This is a genomic window from uncultured Cytophaga sp., assembly GCF_937863595.1.
Classification (GTDB): domain Bacteria; phylum Bacteroidota; class Bacteroidia; order Cytophagales; family Cytophagaceae; genus Cytophaga.
Genome location: NZ_CALMGQ010000064.1, coordinates 1 through 18,688, shown reverse-complemented (window position 1 = coordinate 18,688; position 18,688 = coordinate 1). Strand labels below are relative to the sequence as shown.

General features: G+C 34.8%; 18 protein-coding genes. 5 read left to right on the top strand and 13 right to left on the bottom strand.

From position 1 onward, the window contains the following. Positions 1-196 precede the first annotated feature (196 nt). The 8 genes from Q0543_RS05685 to Q0543_RS05650 form a co-directional block, all read right to left on the bottom strand. Entirely contained in the window at positions 197-982 is a 786-nt protein-coding gene (locus Q0543_RS05685; protein WP_299250268.1) for a hypothetical protein, read from the bottom strand. Position 983: 1 nt separating this feature from the next. Further along, positions 984-1,799: a hypothetical protein gene (locus Q0543_RS05680; protein WP_299250266.1), complete on the bottom strand. Its 816-nt coding sequence runs from the start codon at positions 1,797-1,799 to the stop codon at positions 984-986. Then, entirely contained in the window at positions 1,800-2,585 is a 786-nt protein-coding gene (locus Q0543_RS05675) for a hypothetical protein (protein ID WP_299250264.1), read from the bottom strand. Positions 2,586-3,175: 590 nt separating this feature from the next. Next, positions 3,176-5,755, bottom strand: coding sequence for a cytochrome c biogenesis protein CcsA (gene ccsA / locus Q0543_RS05670; protein WP_299250261.1), 2,580 nt, complete (start codon positions 5,753-5,755; stop codon positions 3,176-3,178). Between the two features lie 2 nt (positions 5,756-5,757). Continuing rightward, positions 5,758-6,168, bottom strand: coding sequence for a cytochrome c maturation protein CcmE (locus Q0543_RS05665; protein ID WP_299250259.1), 411 nt, complete (start codon positions 6,166-6,168; stop codon positions 5,758-5,760). A 9-nt stretch (positions 6,169-6,177) separates the two neighbouring features. Further along, a complete protein-coding gene (locus tag Q0543_RS05660) occupies positions 6,178-6,408 on the bottom strand; it encodes a CcmD family protein (protein ID WP_299250257.1) in 231 nt (76 codons plus the stop codon). Beyond that, positions 6,398-7,102, bottom strand: coding sequence for a cytochrome c biogenesis protein CcsA (ccsA, locus tag Q0543_RS05655; RefSeq protein WP_299250255.1), 705 nt, complete (start codon positions 7,100-7,102; stop codon positions 6,398-6,400). The genes Q0543_RS05660 and ccsA (Q0543_RS05655) overlap by 11 nt, the downstream gene beginning before the upstream one ends. Before the next feature lie 166 nt (positions 7,103-7,268). Continuing rightward, entirely contained in the window at positions 7,269-7,940 is a 672-nt protein-coding gene (locus Q0543_RS05650) for a heme exporter protein CcmB (protein ID WP_299250253.1), read from the bottom strand. A 441-nt stretch (positions 7,941-8,381) separates the two neighbouring features. On the opposite strand from Q0543_RS05650, the gene pheS reads away from it, so the two are divergent. Continuing rightward, complete coding sequence (pheS, locus tag Q0543_RS05645; RefSeq protein ID WP_299250251.1) at positions 8,382-9,416, top strand: phenylalanine--tRNA ligase subunit alpha; 1,035 nt, start codon at positions 8,382-8,384, stop codon at positions 9,414-9,416. Between the two features lie 160 nt (positions 9,417-9,576). Continuing rightward, positions 9,577-11,565: a hypothetical protein gene (locus tag Q0543_RS05640; protein ID WP_299250250.1), complete on the top strand. Its 1,989-nt coding sequence runs from the start codon at positions 9,577-9,579 to the stop codon at positions 11,563-11,565. An 87-nt stretch (positions 11,566-11,652) separates the two neighbouring features. On the opposite strand, the gene Q0543_RS05635 is transcribed toward Q0543_RS05640, so the two are convergent. From Q0543_RS05635 to Q0543_RS05625, 3 genes are all read right to left on the bottom strand, one after another. After that, entirely contained in the window at positions 11,653-12,036 is a 384-nt protein-coding gene (locus tag Q0543_RS05635) for a DUF983 domain-containing protein (RefSeq protein WP_299250249.1), read from the bottom strand. Positions 12,037-12,056: 20 nt separating this feature from the next. Continuing rightward, a complete protein-coding gene (locus tag Q0543_RS05630) occupies positions 12,057-12,926 on the bottom strand; it encodes an AraC family transcriptional regulator (RefSeq protein ID WP_299250247.1) in 870 nt (289 codons plus the stop codon). A gap of 197 nt (positions 12,927-13,123) precedes the next feature. Continuing rightward, complete coding sequence (locus Q0543_RS05625) at positions 13,124-13,372, bottom strand: acyl-CoA-binding protein (protein WP_299250245.1); 249 nt, start codon at positions 13,370-13,372, stop codon at positions 13,124-13,126. A 123-nt stretch (positions 13,373-13,495) separates the two neighbouring features. Here Q0543_RS05625 and Q0543_RS05620 point away from each other — a divergent pair, with 123 nt between their 5' ends. Beyond that, positions 13,496-14,683 (top strand): THUMP domain-containing protein, encoded by a 1,188-nt coding sequence (locus Q0543_RS05620; protein ID WP_299250243.1) that lies wholly within the window; start codon positions 13,496-13,498, stop codon positions 14,681-14,683. A 143-nt stretch (positions 14,684-14,826) separates the two neighbouring features. Here Q0543_RS05620 and Q0543_RS05615 read toward each other — a convergent pair whose 3' ends face one another. Next, positions 14,827-15,303, bottom strand: a complete 477-nt coding sequence (locus tag Q0543_RS05615) for an MEKHLA domain-containing protein (protein WP_299250241.1) — start codon at positions 15,301-15,303, stop codon at positions 14,827-14,829. Positions 15,304-15,367: 64 nt separating this feature from the next. Here Q0543_RS05615 and lnt point away from each other — a divergent pair, with 64 nt between their 5' ends. Both lnt and Q0543_RS05605 read left to right on the top strand, forming a co-directional pair. Next, positions 15,368-16,963 carry an apolipoprotein N-acyltransferase gene (lnt, locus tag Q0543_RS05610; protein WP_299250239.1) on the top strand — a complete coding sequence of 532 codons (1,596 nt, stop codon included), beginning with the start codon at positions 15,368-15,370 and terminating at the stop codon, positions 16,961-16,963. Next, entirely contained in the window at positions 16,956-17,765 is an 810-nt protein-coding gene (locus Q0543_RS05605; protein WP_299250237.1) for an inositol monophosphatase family protein, read from the top strand. Before lnt ends, Q0543_RS05605 begins: the two co-directional genes overlap by 8 nt. Before the next feature lie 146 nt (positions 17,766-17,911). Here the strand turns inward: Q0543_RS05605 and Q0543_RS05600 are convergent. Continuing rightward, the coding region (locus Q0543_RS05600) for a hypothetical protein (protein WP_299250236.1) at positions 17,912-18,688 on the bottom strand (777 nt) is incomplete at its 5' end.

Below are 18,688 nucleotides of genomic sequence, written 5' to 3'. Positions count from 1 at the left end.
AATTGATTCAAAATATTCCACACAAGCCCGCTCCTGTATTTCCCATTCAATCTCAAGAATCCTGGTTCAGACAAATGCGCAATTGTCTGAACCAGGATTTATAAAGGATTTAAAGGAAATTGGGAATAGCAAGTCAGTTGTGTAAAAGCCAAATTGATGTTATAGAAATTATCATCCACTTCAAACACGCCGACTTTTAAAATTTTCCTTTTATTACTTTTCTCTTTTCAAGATCCCATATATTAATTGGGTAGCTTAAACCAATGGATATGTATGACCCTTTTGAAACAACACTCGTCGTTTGGGTATTATTATTTTCAGTATACGTATAATTTGCACTTAAATACTTCGTTAACCCTTGATTGAAATAAAAATTCAAGGCTAAACGTTCTTTCCCTTTTTGTAAAAATTGTACTGTAAATCCAAAGATTGAAGATAGTCCATTGTTATTAAGAATAGAATACTGTAATGTTTCTGTATAATCATATCCTTTATTTATTACTGTGTCCTCCGACATTCTGTCAACAAAGTCAATATTTATTCCTGCAAAAGGTCTCAATTTAAAACTCATCAAAAAGAAGTTTGATTTTACATTTTCCTCTTCGTCTTCCATGTAAGGTCGATTATTTTTTATATAAAATAAATTGAATTCTTTTGAATCATAAGAAAGTAATATTGGTACGGCAAAAACATATATACTATTTGAAAATATATTGTGCTTATATGAAAAGTTTACATTTAAACTCCTAGATAATGTGATTCCACTAGAAAGTCCGATTTTGTTTTTATGAAAATTCAGCAGAAACCCATACCGAGTAAAAACGGACGCAAAATTATTTTTCGCACTAAAAGAATCGTCTGATTTTATTTTTGAAAAACTAGTACCTATACCCAATACAGGTGTCAACGCAAAATACGTTTGGGCACGAATTGACTTTGATAAGAAAGAAAGTAATATGAACATTAAAAATTTACTTTTCATATTACTTTAACTTAGACTTGTTAAAAGTAATTATTTTAATTGGATAAAATATTGATATACCACAATTAGTTCCTTTTGTAATAAGATTTTCTTGATAAGATTGGTTATTGGATAAAGTTGTATAACTAATTTTTATAGATTCATATGAAGTTATACCTTGTGAATAATAAAAATTTAAACCAATAAATTCTTTTCCGCGACGTAAAAAATGAATAGAAAAACCTAAAGAAATAGAAACTCCATTTCTATTAATAGTACTATATTCACTAGTTGTAGATACTTGATTATTTGAGTATGTCGCTTTAGGAAATGGTCTATCAGGTACATGATTATAAATTATAGCTGCATTCAATTTAAATAAAAAATTTAATAAATGAGTATCCCTATTTATTTCAGTAATGCTTCTTTGCATTGAAGTAGGATGCTTGCTTTTAGATTTAACGACATTTACTTCTTTTAACAAAAAGGATACTTTTAATGGTATTGATAAAGTACGCATTGCGCTTGAATGTGAATAAGAAATAAAATTTGAATCTTTCTTTACAGAAGAATTATCTTTTAAACTATAGGCATATCCTGCGTGATCATATACATAACCTGTAGAAACCACCCACTTATCTTTATAATGATAATCTAGCAAAAAACCCAACTGCACTTGTTGGTTAAATGAATTATTTTTAAAAATTGAAGAGTTATTGTCTCCAATATGTCTTGCAAAGCACCGCTGAAGACCAATAGAAGGACTAAAACTCAGGTATGATTGGCACATACATTGTGTGCCAATCATACCTAAAATGGCTAAAATAATTACCTTCATTTATTGAAAACTGATTTGATAATATCTTGTTGCATAACCATTATCTAATCTAAATCTTACTGTATAAAGATAACTTTCTAGCCCCCTAGAACTTTCATAGATACGCTTATTGATATCAGATTTATCTATTTCTTTATCTGTTCCATAACCAATTGCACCATCTTTACATTTGGGAGTATACGCAAAATAATAATCTAAAAATAATGTTTTATGATCATTATCTTCAATTGAATATTTTTGTTTATTTGCTTTGGCTTGTAACGAAAAATAAATTCCAGCATTTTGATTCACAACTTTACAATCTAATCTCCAATTTGAATCGCTATTATTATAATATTCATATCCGCTATCTTTATTTGGCGGCCCAGCTTTTCTACCACAAAACAACGTTGTGCGTTCGTTTGATGAAGATAAACCATTTGCCAATAGATCTAATACATCATCATCTGTACTATACACCATGATTTTGGCATTTGATACATTATTTGTAACTAAATCATTATAATCTTGCTTATCTTCACTTTTCAAAACAAGCACTTTTCCATTTTCCATATCTACTTTAATAAGATAATCTCCAATTTGTGTAATTGCATCGGCATTTAAAATTGCTTTTAAAAAGTCTGGGTATAACGAATCTACAATTGTACTTGATGTTCTTAAATTAGAAGTTCTTAACATGGATGGATGCGTCTGATTCTGTGCTGCAGATCTTTCTAATTTAGTTCGATTGCTGTCGCTGCCAGGCTTAAAAAAGTTTTCATACGCATCAATGGATTCAAATCTCATGTATTCATTTGTTGCTGTAACACCTGGCGCTATCTGATTTTGATTTGCAGGAGTTACTTCTGCTGATTTCTTGCTGCAATTAAAAAAGCTTAATAAAAGAGCGAACAGGAAAAATTTTCTGATTAGTTGATTAGTTGATTAGTTGATAGTAACATGTTTTTTTAAATGTTTTTGTAAAAGTTAAAACTAAATTCATTTAACGGAATTAAATAAATCTCACAATATTAATACATTAATTATTAGAATACAATTTTTTATATTTCTGTTAACATATGTTAACAGAAATATAAAAAATTGTATGTTTGCCAAAAAAAAGTGCTCTGTTTAAGATTAAAACCACCGCTCCAATCTTTCAAATTCAATGCAGAATCTTTATTCAGACAAATTCGCAATTATCTAACATTCTATATTGTCTAAACAGGATTTATAAAGGATTTTAAGGACAAGCAGGAAGTGTAGCACTATGACTGTGGCGCTTCATGATTGTAAATATTCACAAGTAAGGCAAAAAAAACCAAGGTTCATGTACTATTTTAAATAGAACATGAACCTTGGTTTTTGAGATTTGAGATTTGGAATTTGGAATTTTATTATGCGATCTCTTGCCCTTTGTCACGCATCGCAACAAATTCTCTGTATCTTCTGAACATAGCCATTGCAAGACCAATGATAACCATCAGCGTACCAATCCACAAAATATTGATGCCTGGTTTTTCTATTGCCTTAATGATGATGTAATCTTTTTGACAAGTTTGAACAGAGAAAACAAATTCGTCACTTTCTGGTTTTACTTTCTCTAAACTTATTTTAACACCTAATTCTTCATTCATCTCTGGTATAGCGCCAGAAGCACCTTGGTCTGCAAGGATAACAAGATTGGGATGTATGGGATAAGCTTGTCCATTTTCTCCCAGTAACATCAAATGTGCTACAATGGAAAAATCATTCTCTCCTAAGTTAACCCCAGGCACTGCATGTAACACATCCACATGTTTGAATACACACACATAATCGTTAATGAAAATGGTATCGTTTAGTTTAATGCTATATGTTTCAACTGGCGACCAATCTCTTTCATCCGGATTCAACGGTATTGCAGATAAGTGCGAGTATAAATCTCTCGTTGCAAAATGTTTGATATCTGGTGAAACAACACTTCCCATTTTAGGATTTTGTTGAATACGAGGAAATAATTTAAACGTATCTCCTGTTTCTTTTATATAAGCAACTTCATAAAATGTATTCTCAGGATTTGTTTCTAGTGTATCGCCTTTATGAAATACAACTACCTCTTTCTCTTTAATATCTTTGCGTAATATTACTTTGTATGGATCCTCTGTTGGGAATATCCAATCTTTATTTACATATCCGCCATAGCCTTTTACCTCTATACGTTGGCCTTTGTACACCAATTGCAAATCTTTCATTTTTTCAGGAGTATCTCTAAACAATAATAAATTGTCTCTATTTACATCTTCCGAAAATTCTTTTGAATACAATAAGCCTGTCGTATTTAAGGATACAATTTTTGAATATCCCGCAGAAAATAAAATACCAATAAACATCATTGCCATACCAATGTGTGCTATGGCACCACCTGTTAGACGATAATTGTTTTTAATTACTTTCACAAAAATCATGATATTACTAAAAATTGAAAATAGACTTGCGGCGATTAATAAGATGTATCCAATCTTTACATACATATTTATTTCTTCTCCTTTATACGCATCCAGTACACCTAATAAAATAATGAGTGTTGTAAAGCATAAGGATAAAATGATAGGTAAGTATAAGGCATCCCACAATTGTTTGCTATCAATCTTCTTCCACCAAAAGAATTGTCCCATGCCAGAAAGTATGGCGATGAAAAATGCAAAACCCATTTGCCAATAACTATAAAATGTTTCAGGGCTAGAAGGTGGTGCAGCAGCCAAATCAATTCCAAACCAGCCTGCTATCATATTGAATACAGGCATGGACGTCATGATTAACACTTGAAACGATGCCAAACTTAAAAAAGCGACACCAATAAACATCCAGAATTCACGAGAATAAACAGATGATTCTTTTTGTGTATCTTCCATGGAAGACCATGCTCGAATAATTAATATAGCAGCTAATACTGTAAAAGTAATTAAATACAAACCCAGCTGACCAGATAATCCTAAATCTGTAAAGGAGTGTACAGATGAATTTCCTAATACTCCGCTTCGTGTTAAGAAGGTAGCGTATAACACCAGCAAAAATGCGAGGGTTACCATAATAACAGCCGCACGCAATGCAGTGCCACTGTTCTTATACGAAATCATTAAATGTATGGCAGCTATTAAAATCAACCAAGGTATATAGACCGCATTTTCTACAGGATCCCAATTCCAATATCCACCAAAATTTAAGGTTTCATATGCCCAATACGCACCCATCATAATACCTGTACCCAACACAACACCACCGAGCAAGGCCCAAGGCAAAGCAGGACGTATCCATTCTTTCGTCCATCCTTTCCACATCCCAGCCATGCAATATGCAAATGGAACGATGGTAAGCGCAAAACCTAAAAACAAGGTTGGTGGGTGAATGACCATCCAATAGTTTTGCAACAAGGGATTTAATCCATTTCCATCTTCTGCAATAAAGTCGGGGCGCATTTGAAAGACAGGTAAATCAGGCATCGATTCTTTCATCAATATAAAAGGAGATGAACCAATTTTAGTGTTCAAATAAGGAATGACAACGCCTATAATCATTGAGGCCAAGAACGCCTGTACCAACATGAAAATAGACATCACTGGAGCTTCCCATTTATTATTCACTTTAATAAGAATAATACCTAATATCGCATGCCAGAAAATCCACAATAAGAAACTCCCTTCTTGCCCTTCCCAAAAACAAGAAATCATATAATAAACGGGAAGGTGATTCGAAGAGTGGCTCCAAGCGTAGTGATATTCGTATCTATGCGTATAAATAATTGCAAACAAGGTTGCCACTATTCCAAATACAGATAAGGCATGTATTGCAAAAGCAATGCGTGAAAATACCAGCCAAGATTTATTATTTAATTGATTTTCTTTTGCAGCTTCGAAATAACCGTAGGAAGCAAGGAGTGCAGCAAAGAAAGAGATGATGACACATAAATGTCCGTAATCGCCAATAAGCAGATTCATAATTAGATTTTTATTTCTTTGTCCTCATATTTTGAAGGACATTTCATTAATATTTTATTTGCAACAAAAACTCCTGCTTTCGCATGACCGATAATTACGATCTGCTCTGCTTTCTCAAAGTCTTGAGGTTTGGGTTGAAAATACAAGACCTTTTGTTCACGGCCTTTGGTATCTTTCAATATAAATTCGAAATGATTGGGGTCAATACCTGGATTGTAACTCATCCCTACATATTGACCAGAAGCATCTTTAACCAATGAACCAACTACGTGTACCATTTCATTGTCGCCTTCTTGCGCTAATTTTTCTGCCTGTGCAAAGTCAACGTATTCACTCGCACTACCTGTGCTTGAAAAGATGATCGCTACAGCAACAGCAATTACAACCAAGAGTATTATATAACTTGCTTTCATCTTGAATACTTAGTTTTGTTCTTTGTATTCATTTTCTATTTTTCCAATCTTTTTATCTAAGGAAATTAGATAAACAAATATGCCCAAAAGGATTATTGTTACAACAGTAATTACTACATAAATTTTACCATCTGCACGAAAGGCATCCGCCATATCAACGGATTGGGGTTGTTGCGCAAAAGTTGAAATACTTGATAATACAAGCAAATTCAATAAGAAGTATATTTTTTTAAGAATCATGTTTTTTAGTATCTATAATTAAACCATCTTTTTTATCTGCCCACATGCGCAAGCGAATACGTAATGTTGTTATCCAAGTGCCCAACAATATAAATCCTATAATAGAAGAATAGAATATCATATTCATTTGATGATCTCTGTCGTACCCATTAAAACCTGGGTTTCCGCCATTGCCTGGGTGTAGCGAATCGGTTAAACGTGGCATGATATAAATCAAAGCCATAAACGCCGGAAAGGCAAATATATTATACACTGCCGTGATGCGTGCTCGTTTATCTTCATCTGCAATTGCATCACGCAAAATCATGTACGCGGTATAAATCAGCATGGCGATAGCAGCGGCATTAAGCTTTGGGTCTTTTGTCCAGAATGTGCCCCATGTAAACTTCGCCCACATCATACCTGTTAATAATCCGAGGATACCGAAGAACATTCCCGTACGTGTAAACTCTACTGCAATGCGATCGTGCAGTAAGTTCCCTGAACGTAAAAATTTAATGGAATAAATAATAGCGATTAATAAAAACGTGGTCATTGAAAACCACATGGGTACGTGGAAATACAAGTTACGGATGGTTTCATTTAAAATAGCCAAACGGGGGACATCTCCTATGAAACCCATCGTTCCTGCATATATTAATAAAACAATGGCTAGTAATTTCCACCAAGCGTAGGGTGAGGAATTTGAACGCATATTTTTCTGCTATAATATAATGTTGATTCGGAATCAACAGGTATGGATACTTTATTTATTCTATGTTAAACAATATCTTTTGGAGATTTCGCATTACATAGGGTATTTTAATGTTTGGAAAATCTGTGTGATTCCCCGTATTCTAACAAACTAATAAACGGCTCTATTAGTTCTTCCAAAGATAGGGAAATAATAGATACGAAACCGTGATTGTGATCACATTCACTGCTGTTAAAACGATTAAATCTTGAAATGAAATACTGCGATCCAATCCATCTATGGCATTTTTTGAAACTTTAATCAATACCAATAAGACTGGAATTACTATGGGAAAACTCAATACTGCCATCAATGTCATACTGTGCTGCGTTTGAGCAGCAATGGCTGCAACAAAAGTCAAGGTAGAGGCTAAACTGGCAGCACCAATAATTGCGATGCACACAAACATAGAAAGATCTTGAACCACATTACCCATCACCAAGGTAAATAATGATAAGCCAATGAGTGCCATAAGTACCAGTAAAACAATGTTATAAAATAGCTTAGAAAGTATGATAGCACCAGGGCTGGCCATAAAATAATAGTAATAATGTCGACTATTGCGTTCCAACAAAAAACTCCTAGACGCTGCATTAACCGATGCCAATAAAACGATGATCCAAAATAAGGCATTCCATGTCATGGGCGATAAATCCCCTCCTCTACCAAAAAATGCGAAATAACAAATAAAAATAGCGCCCGCTAAATACACCAACACCGCATTAAACATGTAACGCAGTCGGAATTCAAGTAGAAATTCTTTTTTAATTAAGGCAGCCGTTTCGCTTATTAAAGACATGGGGTAAAAATAGGGTATTTTACTGTGTGAACCACTTATTTGATGAAAAATTGTCTGAATGGTTAAAATTGACTGAACGATGATCCTTTTGATTTAAATGATTAAAATAATTTTAGGCTTTAGCACTTAGGTAATTTAGACTTATTTATCAGCTAGTATAAGCACCTTCAAACACTTTCGAAATTGTGTGAATTGCTAAAATTGTCTGAACCACTGATTTACCTGACAAAACTGATAAAAAATGACTTAGGGCGGCTTCAATGGTGTATTGAAGCTCTTTAAGCGAAAGGCTTCCGTTAAAGACTGACGCCAGAGCACAACCAATGTTTTATAGTAACCTTCAACTAGTAAACACATGTTCTCCTATCCCACAGAAAAGTCTAGTAACTCGTAGCTAGAAACTAGTAACTACCTTAAACTTTTATTATTTTTGCAATCTATATGCTAGACAAGATTAAAGAAATTACCCAATCGATAGAATCTTTTTCGATTGATACCAAAGAACAGTTGGAAGAATTCCGATTGGAATACCTAAGTAAAAAAGGTAAGATTACAAGTATTTTTGATGGATTCGATTTTAAAACGGTAGCACCCGAAGTTAAAAAATCCATGGGTCAAGAAATGAACAAATTAAAAGTTCTTGCCCAAACAAAATTTGAAGAAATTCAAGAGAAGTTGAACACTGGAAATTCCGACGATAATACGCATCAACAAATTGATACGTCTTTACCGAGCATTCCAAACGAACTAGGCGGTCGCCACCCAATAAGTGTGGTGCGCGAACAAATATATAAAGTGTTTGAACGCATGGGTTTCAATTTATCGGATGGACCAGAAATTGAAGACGACTTCCATAATTTTACAGCATTAAACTTTCCAGAGAATCACCCCGCACGCGAAATGCAGGATACGTTTTTTATTGAACGTAATCCAGATATTGTATTGCGTACGCATACATCGAGTGTGCAGGTACGTGTGATGGAAAATCAAAAGCCTCCTATTCGAACCATTTCTCCTGGACGTGTATATCGCAACGAAGCAATCTCAGCGCGTGCACATTGCATGTTTCACCAGATAGAAGGACTTTACATTGATAAAAATGTAAGCTTTGCAGATTTAAAAAATACGCTGTATCATTTCTCTAAAGAGATGTTTGGGAAAGATACACAGATCCGTTTTCGTCCATCTTTTTTCCCGTTTACGGAACCAAGTGCTGAGATGGATATCTCGTGCTTTATCTGTAATGGTAAGGGCTGCAACATCTGTAAGCAAAGTGGTTGGGTAGAAATTGGCGGTGCAGGTATGTTGGACCCCAATGTATTAATCAATGCCAAGATTGACCCGAAAGTATATAGTGGTTTTGCTTTTGGTATGGGTATTGAACGTATCACAATGTTGAAATATCAAATAAAAGATTTACGATTGTTTACAGAAAATGATGTGCGTTTCTTGAGACAGTTTAAGCACGCGGAGTAATTTCATCTTTATAAAATTCAATAAAAATATCCGTCTCGAGCTCTATCGGGACGGATATCTCATTATAACTAGGTATTGTATGACATATGTTACTTAGTTACCTTTTCTTTCACAAATACATCAATACATACTTTTCAATCCATATTTAAAATTTCACTATATGAAAAAAATTTTACTTTTATTTACATTTTTAATTAGTCTCTATAATGTTAATTACGCTCAATGCACAAACTCTATAAGTGCTGGTATTATTGGGGCAGACCAAACCATTTGTTTCGGTTACTTTCCAACAGCAATTACCCAAATAGTAGCTCCAACAAATATTATTGGAACACCAACGTATAAGTGGGAAGCATCCGTAATGGCTTCAGGTCCATTCACACTTATGACTGGTGCAACCAATGCTACTTATTCATTTTCCATTCCGCTTACTCAAGATGTTTATCTTCGAAGAGTAATAACAGATGCGGGTATCGCACCATGCAATGTAGCGTATAGTAACGTCGTTCACATTACCGTGCTTCCAGAATTGATGTCAGGCGTTATCGGTACAGACGAAACAATTTGTGCAGGAACCATTCCTTATACAATAACCGAAATATCTGCAGCAACAGGCGGTACAGGGACATATACCTATCAGTGGCAATCTGATGAATCTGGATCATTTTCAAATATTTTTGGCGCTGCCAATGCAACTTATATTCCTACAGCCTTAACCTACACAACACAATTCCGCAGGCTAGAAACTTCTGGAATGTGTGGAACTGTAACAAGTAATATTGTTACAAAAACCATTACGATACCGGAAGTAGTAACCGTATCAATCAATGATCCAGGTCAAGTATGTTCAGAATCAGCTCCTATTACATTTACTGCAACGGCTTCTACAACGGGCACAGGAACGCTGAGCTATGCTTGGAGTTTAAATGGGACACTAGTTGGAACAAATAGTGCTTTTTTTACTTACTCCCCAGTACTAGTTGGAGATAATGGAAAAGTATTAAAAGTAGTTGTTGAAACAACTAACAGCTGCAATACAGGTAGTAAATCAGCTAGCATTACGTTGGATATTGTAAATTCAGTAACTCCAATAGTTATAATTTCAACTCCATTTAATCCTCTCTGTGAAGGATTTCCAATATCTTTTAATGCAATACCAGCTAATGGTGGTGCCACTCCAACGTATCAATGGTATGTGAAACCTTCTGGTTCAGCAGTTGCATCTACAGTTGGTACAGAATATAGTTCATACTCAAGTGCTTCATTACACAACGGTGATCAAGTTTACGTTGAGTTAATATCAAGTTTGATTTGTAGTGCTAATAACCCTGTTGCTTCTAACATAGTTACATTGAATATAAAATCTGTTCCTAGACCATCAATCGTGGAAGGAGACCAAACAGTTTGTGTTGGTTCAACAGCAACATTTACTGCAACTACTTTCATGGGAAATACTGTGCAATGGTATTATAATGGATTGCCTATAACTGGAGCAAAAATTTTAACGTACACAGCATCCCATATGGGAAGTTATTCAATCCAAGAAGATAATGGTGCATGTAATGCAATATCCCCTTCAGTAACCCTTACTATTGACCCTTGTGGTGCATTTAGCACAGCTATCACTGGACCAAACCCAATCACACCAGGAGAACAAGATGCAGTATATAGTGTATTTAATCAAACAGGTTTCAGCTACGATTGGTCTGTAACGGGTGGTACAATTGCAAGCGGCCAAAATACAAATGTGGTAACCGTAGATTGGGATAACGCAACTTCGCCAGTTGCGAGAACAGCATCTACTGGTTATTCCATTTCTGTAACAGAAACGAATCAAGCAAATAAAACAAATACAACAACGCTAGATATAAATACAGTAGCGACTGGAATTTCCAAATCACTTTCTCAAGCAGGTATCACACTCTTCCCGAACCCCGCAACAGATGCTTTCTCTATTGAAATGCCCGAAAGTGGATTAAGCGTATCCTACGAGATCCTAGATATAGCAGGCCTTTCGGTGGCGAATGGAACATTTACTTCTTCCACAATCGGACAACAAATACCAAGTGATTTTGGACCAGGCTTGTATCAAGTAGTTCTTCATTACAATAATGTTGTTACTGTTGGCAGACTGAGCAAGGTGCAGTAATTAAAAATTAATGGATTACATAGAAAATCCGAACACAGTAAAAAGTGTTCGGATTTTTTTATTTTTTATACGAAGATTCCACTTTAATCAATGCTTACAAGTTGCTTTACTTTTATCATATCGCACAAACAAATATAAATAACCCGCTCTGGACACTCTAAAGAAATAGGGCGATAAAATAACAGTTATAATACTGAAGAAAATTAAAAAACCTATATAGGACAAATCAAAATATACTGTTATAAAGAAAGTGGGAATGAACAATGCTACAGATAATGCATAACTCACATACATGGCCCCATAATAAAAGCCAGGTTCTGGCTTCATGATTTGTCCACAGCATGGACAATCTTCAGGCATATCATTCGTACTCTTAAAAGAATACATATTGGGATGAATAAACATATTTCCCTTATGGCATTTAGGACATTTTAACGTTACCAATGCCATTAGTGTATTGATTGCTTTCATAATTTATGTACAGTCTAATATTAATGCGTTTTTTTTCTAAATTCTTCTGGTACAATGCCAACTTGCTTTTTAAAGAATTTACTAAAGTAAGAGTTGTCTTTAAAGTTTAGTTCGTATGCGATTTCAGAAATACTAATTTGTTGGTTTATTAACATACGTTTTGCTTCCAAAATAATTCTGTTACGTATAATTTCACCTGCTGCAATACCCAATTGATCTTTGCATAATGCATTTAAATGATTTGGTGTAATATATAACAAGTCCGCATATTCCATCGGAAGTCTTAACTTTTTATAATTTTTTTCAATTAGCTTTCGAAAATTTTTAAGCAACGCAACATTATAACTAGATACACCTATTAATACATCTTCGTTATTTTTTTGTTCAAGAGTAATAAATATTTTTAACAATAAAACACGTATCATATCCCAACGATGCATATGAGAAGTCGCTGATTGTATTATTAATTCTTCAAACGTTCCTTGAACTTCTTGTCCTTGATCTTTTGAAAGATTTAAAACACATGCTGATGCAATTCCTGAAAAGAAAGAAAAACTTTCAATATAATCCGAACGCAATAAGAAGGATTTAAAAAAAGCATCTGAAAAATTCACTACGTAACCTTCCAGTTCTCCTTTAAATTCCCATGTATGCACTTGTCCAGGAATCATAAAATAGATGTGATTTTTTTGAATGTTAAATCGATCAAAATCTATCGAGTGGAAACCAGAACCTTTCGTAAAAAAAATTAAATGGTAAAAACTGTGTTTGTGTGGAAAATGTAAATTGGTATGTTGCTTCAAATAATCAGAAAGTCTATTTATTAAAATATCATCTTCCTTTAATTCGGATAAGCTACAAATATCAATTGTTGGAATATTATTTTTCATTACAACATAAAGATACAATAACCCTATGTAGAATAATGGTAGTTTTTATACTTTCAATGGTATTTTTTACTTATTGCAAAAAAAATATAAAAATGGCTAAAAATAAAAGTTGGCTGTAACACGTATTTTCATAAGATTTTTTATCCCGAAATATACAAATGTCTACAGCCAACAAAATCGTACAAAAGATGCCTTAATTAATTCCCAAGACTCTTTACTAAATCTATATATTTTTGTTCCGCAACTTCTTTTGCTGTTCCTTTTAAACTTTCCCAAGCGTTGAATTTTGCAATCCCTGGAAAATCAAAGAAATTAGTGGGTTTTTCAATGTTTACATCACCTTCAGTAGCCTGTTTATAAAGACTATACAATGACAATAAGGTATCATTTGATTGGGATGGTAATAATTTAGATTCTACAACAGCCTTATCAAATGCTTCACTCATATCTATATTATTGATTTATTCTATGAAATAATTGTATTATATTCTATATACTGAATTCAACGTAATAACAGTTTAAAGAGTTTCCTTTTAAATGGGTATCTTTACACAATAATCGAAATAATTTTGAAAACGTCCATATTTGAGCAATCAAGCGATATTTTAATTACTTGTGCTCCTGATTTAAGTGCTTTAACAGGCAGAGAAATCAATCAACTTTCCATTCCAATCAAAGAAATTCTACCTCACGGAATTGTAGTAGAAGGAACTGCCCAAACGGCAATGTATCTCTGCATGCATTTAAGAACGGCAAATAAAGTCCTTTTCTTATTAAAGGAAGCCAAGGCAGATACACCAGATGATTTATACCGCATTGCAAAAAAGATAGAATGGGATACGCTATTTCCAAACGATACCTATTTCAGCATTGATTCTTTTGTACAAAATAGTACCATTCGGGATACCCGCTTTGCAAACGTTAAATGCAAAGATGCAATAGCGGATTATTTTGTAACCAAAACGGGTAAGCGCCCAGATTCGGGTCCTTTACGCGATAAAGTTGTAATCTTTCTTTATTGGAGAGAAAGCGATCTATCCATTTATTTAGATTTGTCTGGTGAACCTATTTCTAGACATGGTTACCGTATCAATCCTTGGAAAGCTCCTATGGCTGAGCCATTGGCTGCTGCAGTAGTAATGACAACAGAATGGGATCCTTCTACTCCATTTATAAACCCCATGTGTGGCAGTGGCACGATTGCTATTGAAGCCGCATTGATGGGTATTCAAAAAATACCTGGCTTGGTGCGCAAGGAATATGGGTTTCAACACATCCTTGGATATGAACAATCAATGTTTGATGCCATTAAAAATTTGGCATTGAATGAAGTTAAATCTGATTTACCTTTCAAAATTATTGCTTCAGACCACGACCAACGTGCGCTAGATGCAGCGAAAGAAAATGCTTCTTTAGCAGGTGTTGAACATTTAATTGATTTTGTACTAAGTGATTTTCAAGATACACCAGTTGAACCGGGGCAAGCAGGTGTTGTGGTACTAAATCCAGAATACGGCGAACGTCTTGGAAATGAAGAGTCACTTGAACTTACGTATAAAGAAATAGGAGATTTCTTCAAACAAAAATGTGGCGGCTATAAAGGTTTTGTATTCACGGGTAATTTGGACTTAGCAAAATTCATAGGATTGAAACCCAAACGTAAAATTAAATTTTACAGTGCTAAAATTGAATGCCGTTTGATGCAATACGAATTGTATGCGGGTACGAAACGGGTGGTATTTAAAACTGTTGAGTAATAGGTTCGGTTTGTCTGGAAAATGGTCAGTTTTGAGTGGTCAGTGATCAGAAAAAAAGAAGATAGCATTGACAATTTTGTCTTTTGCTTAAATCTTTAAAAATCAACAATCATAAAACTTAATACCTATTACCTACAACATCTTCAAATATTTGTCCAATTTCGGAACAAGGCTGCTTGTCCAATCTTCTCATTTTTTTCATTGGGAAGATTCCAAAGTAATACCTTTTGTATTTTAAATCGTTTCTGGTTCGCAGAAATTCGAATGCCTTCATAATTGTCAATGTATCCATTAACAGTTGCTGCATCCAATAGTTGTTGCCTATCTTCAGCCCTTTCGGGTTCTGCAGTTGCACGAGAGGGCAATTGCGTAAACTGCTCCCAATCTAATTGCCATAGTTGTTGAGCCGTTAAATTGGCATAATTAAAAATTGGATCCTCTTCAATACCATGTGAAACAACAACATAAGGTGCGTGATATAGCAGATAAGACAGATATTCACGAGAATAGCCGAGATCAAAGAGATTGCAACCAGTGATTGTTGCGTAACTTTTAACAACCCGTTCACTATGTTCCACAATATTTGGTTGCAACCAAATGTCATTTATATTTTTTTGCATATCAATCTTTTATTACCTTTCGATATTGGAAATCAAAATACCCAACATTTAGCTTTACGCAGTTATGCCGAAAATATTTTATCAGCAATGTATAAAATTCCCTTATATAATTTATTCTCTTATAAGTGGATTTTCTTTTATTCTTGCATGGCCAACGTCTCCATTTGTACCGTTTATCTTTATTTCTTTCATACCCATATTATTCCTATTCGATGCTATTCAAGCAAGTAGCAAAAAAAGAAAAGGTTTGCGTTTTTTATCTTATACGTATCTAGCATTACTCATATGGAATATAGGCACCACCTATTGGGTATATAATTCCACAGCTGCAGGCGGCATTTTTGCAATTGTGGTAAACCCCTTATTGATGTCCATCCCGTTCGCATTCTTTTATTTCGTTCGAAAAAGAACGAATGAACGTATCGGATTAATTTCCTTCATAATCTTTTATTTGGTATTTGAATATTGGCATATCAACTGGCAACTTGCTTGGCCTTGGTTGACACTCGGAAATGCATTTGCTAAAAGTCCAATACTCGTACAATGGTATGAATATACTGGCGTGTTTGGCGGATCACTATGGATATTGATTTGTAACGTATTATTGTATCTAACAATTAAGTATACTTTCAGCAAAAATTACCTTGCCTATACTATATGCACGATAGGTATACCCATTATTTTATCGTTGGTTATTTATACTACCTACAAAGAAACAGGGGATGAAATTGAAGTGGTCGTTGTGCAGCCAAACCTAGATCCGTATAATGAAAAATTCAGTAGCTCGCCCAAAGCAGTACCTTACGAAGTTCAATTTGAACGTATGATTCATTTAAGCGATCAGGTACGAACACCACAGACACGCTTTATTTTATGGCCTGAAACAGCGCTACCTATCGATGTGAACGAGGATAAAGTAAATACACATCCATTCGTAAATTATTTGATAAACTACACCCGAAAAAATAATGTTAGTATATTAACAGGTATTGACTCCCATCGTTTTGTAGACGCATTGCATAAAACAGCTACATCGAGAGAAACTTCTGATCATTTGTATTATTACGATTCATACAATGCAGCGATGCTCATCAATCCAGATTCGAGCGTAAGCATTTATCACAAGTCTCGCATGGTACCTGGTGTAGAAAGTTTACCCTACCCCGAAATATTTGGTTTTGTATCTTCCAGCTTAGGTGGCATCGTACAGTCTATTGGTAGCGACACGATGGCAAGAGCATTAAAAAACAATACAAACATTTCTGTTGCACCTGTTATTTGTTACGAATCTATTTTTGGCGAATACGTAAGTGAATATGTAACAAACGGCGCAAACTTTATTGGCATCATCACCAACGATGGCTGGTGGGGAAATACACAAGGGCACAAGCAACATTTTCAATATGCACGTTTGCGAGCCATTGAGCAACGAAAGTCAATTGCTCGTGCTGCGAATACGGGCACATCTGGATTTATAAATCAACGCGGAAATGTATTACAAGAAAATGCCTATTGGGTACAAGATGCTTTAGTACAAAAAATAAAAATAAATTCCATTCACACTTTTTATTCAAAACATGGAGATTTTATTGGTCTACTTGCATTGATACTTTCGCCTCTACTATTTATTTATTCATTCTTTTCAAAGCGTCATGTTTAGTCCAGAAAAATTACACCAACTTACTCTTCAAGTAACTAAAATTGCCCGCGATGCAGGCGACTTCCAATTAATAGAATTAAAGAATTTTGAACTCAAAAATATTGAATCAAAAGGAAGAAGCAATGATTTGGTATCATACGTTGATAAGGAAACTGAAAAAATGTTGATCGAAGCATTGCGTAAAATTGTTCCAGAAGCAGGCTTTGAAACAGAAGAAGGGACGATAGAACAATCTACAACGGGGCTTCGCTGGATCATTGATCCATTGGATGGAACAACTAATTATTTACATAAAATTCCTGTATTTTCTACCAGTATTGCTTTAGCGCAAGACGAAGAGCTGTTGATTGGCGTAGTACACGAACCATCTAGGAACGAATGTTTTTATGCATACAAAGATGGCGGCGCATTTATGAATGGCGAACCCATTGAAGTTTCAAAAATTCAAACTTTATCTGAATCCCTTATTGCTACTGGTTTCCCATATAGCCTAAGAGGTAAAGCCGAACAATACTTCACATTGATTCGTCATTTTGTTGAGACATCACACGGTGTTAGAAGATTGGGAAGCGCGGCAATTGATTTATGTTATGTGGCGTGTGGCAGATTTGAATCCTATTTTGAATTCAATTTGAAGTCGTGGGATGTTGCTGCAGGTATTCTAATTGTTCGCGAAGCTGGCGGTTCTGTTACAAATTTTGCTGGCGGAAGTGAAGGCTGTCAAACAGCAGAAGAAGTATGTGCAACGAATAAACACATCCACCCTCTTATGATTGAATCGTTAAAAAAATATTGGTTTTAATATCCCTTTAATTTACACGTTATTACTTAACGGTGAATAAATCCATGTGTTAAAAGTTTATATATTTTCTTATACTATATTCTATCAAAACAGTATTAAATCAAAATTATTAAAAAGAGTTGGGGGATGCATACTCCCCAACTCTTTTAATTTCCATTCATATCCTCTGCAGTACAGACACCAAAATGATCTCCATGAGATAAATGTATTTGAACTTGACTTTGTGGTACTGTCAATGTTTCTTTTGTCCCATCTTGTTTTTTGTGACAAATGGTTATCATACTTTCCTGAGCAGGTGGTGGCGTAATTTTTTTCACCTGAGTTTCTTCCGTTGTACAAGCACCAATATGATCCCCATGTGCTGCATGAATTAGTCTCTGATTTTTAGGAATCGTAATCGTCACTTTTGTTCCATCTTGTTTCTTATGGCAAATAACAATCGTCTCTTCTGGTGTTGGAGGGACTGGATCTACTGGCTTAACAGGAACGTCTGCTTGTGTACATGCACCAACATGATCTCCATGATTTAAATGCATCGACAATTGACTTTTCACAATTGTGATGGTTGCTATGGTGCCATCTGATTTCTTATGGCATATAACAATCGTCTCTTCTGGTGTTGGAGGAACGGCTTCCACCGGCTTAACAGGAACGTCTGCTTGTGTACATGCACCTACATGATCCCCATGATTTAAATGCATCGACAATTGACTTTTCACAATTGTGATGGTTGCTATGGTGCCATCTGATTTCTTATGGCATATAACAATCGTCTCTTCTGGTGTTGGAGGAACGGCTTCCACCGGCTTAACAGGAACGTCTGCTTGTGTACATGCACCTACATGATCCCCATGATTTAAATGCATCGACAATTGACTTTTCACAATTGTGATGGTTGCTATGGTGCCATCTGATTTCTTATG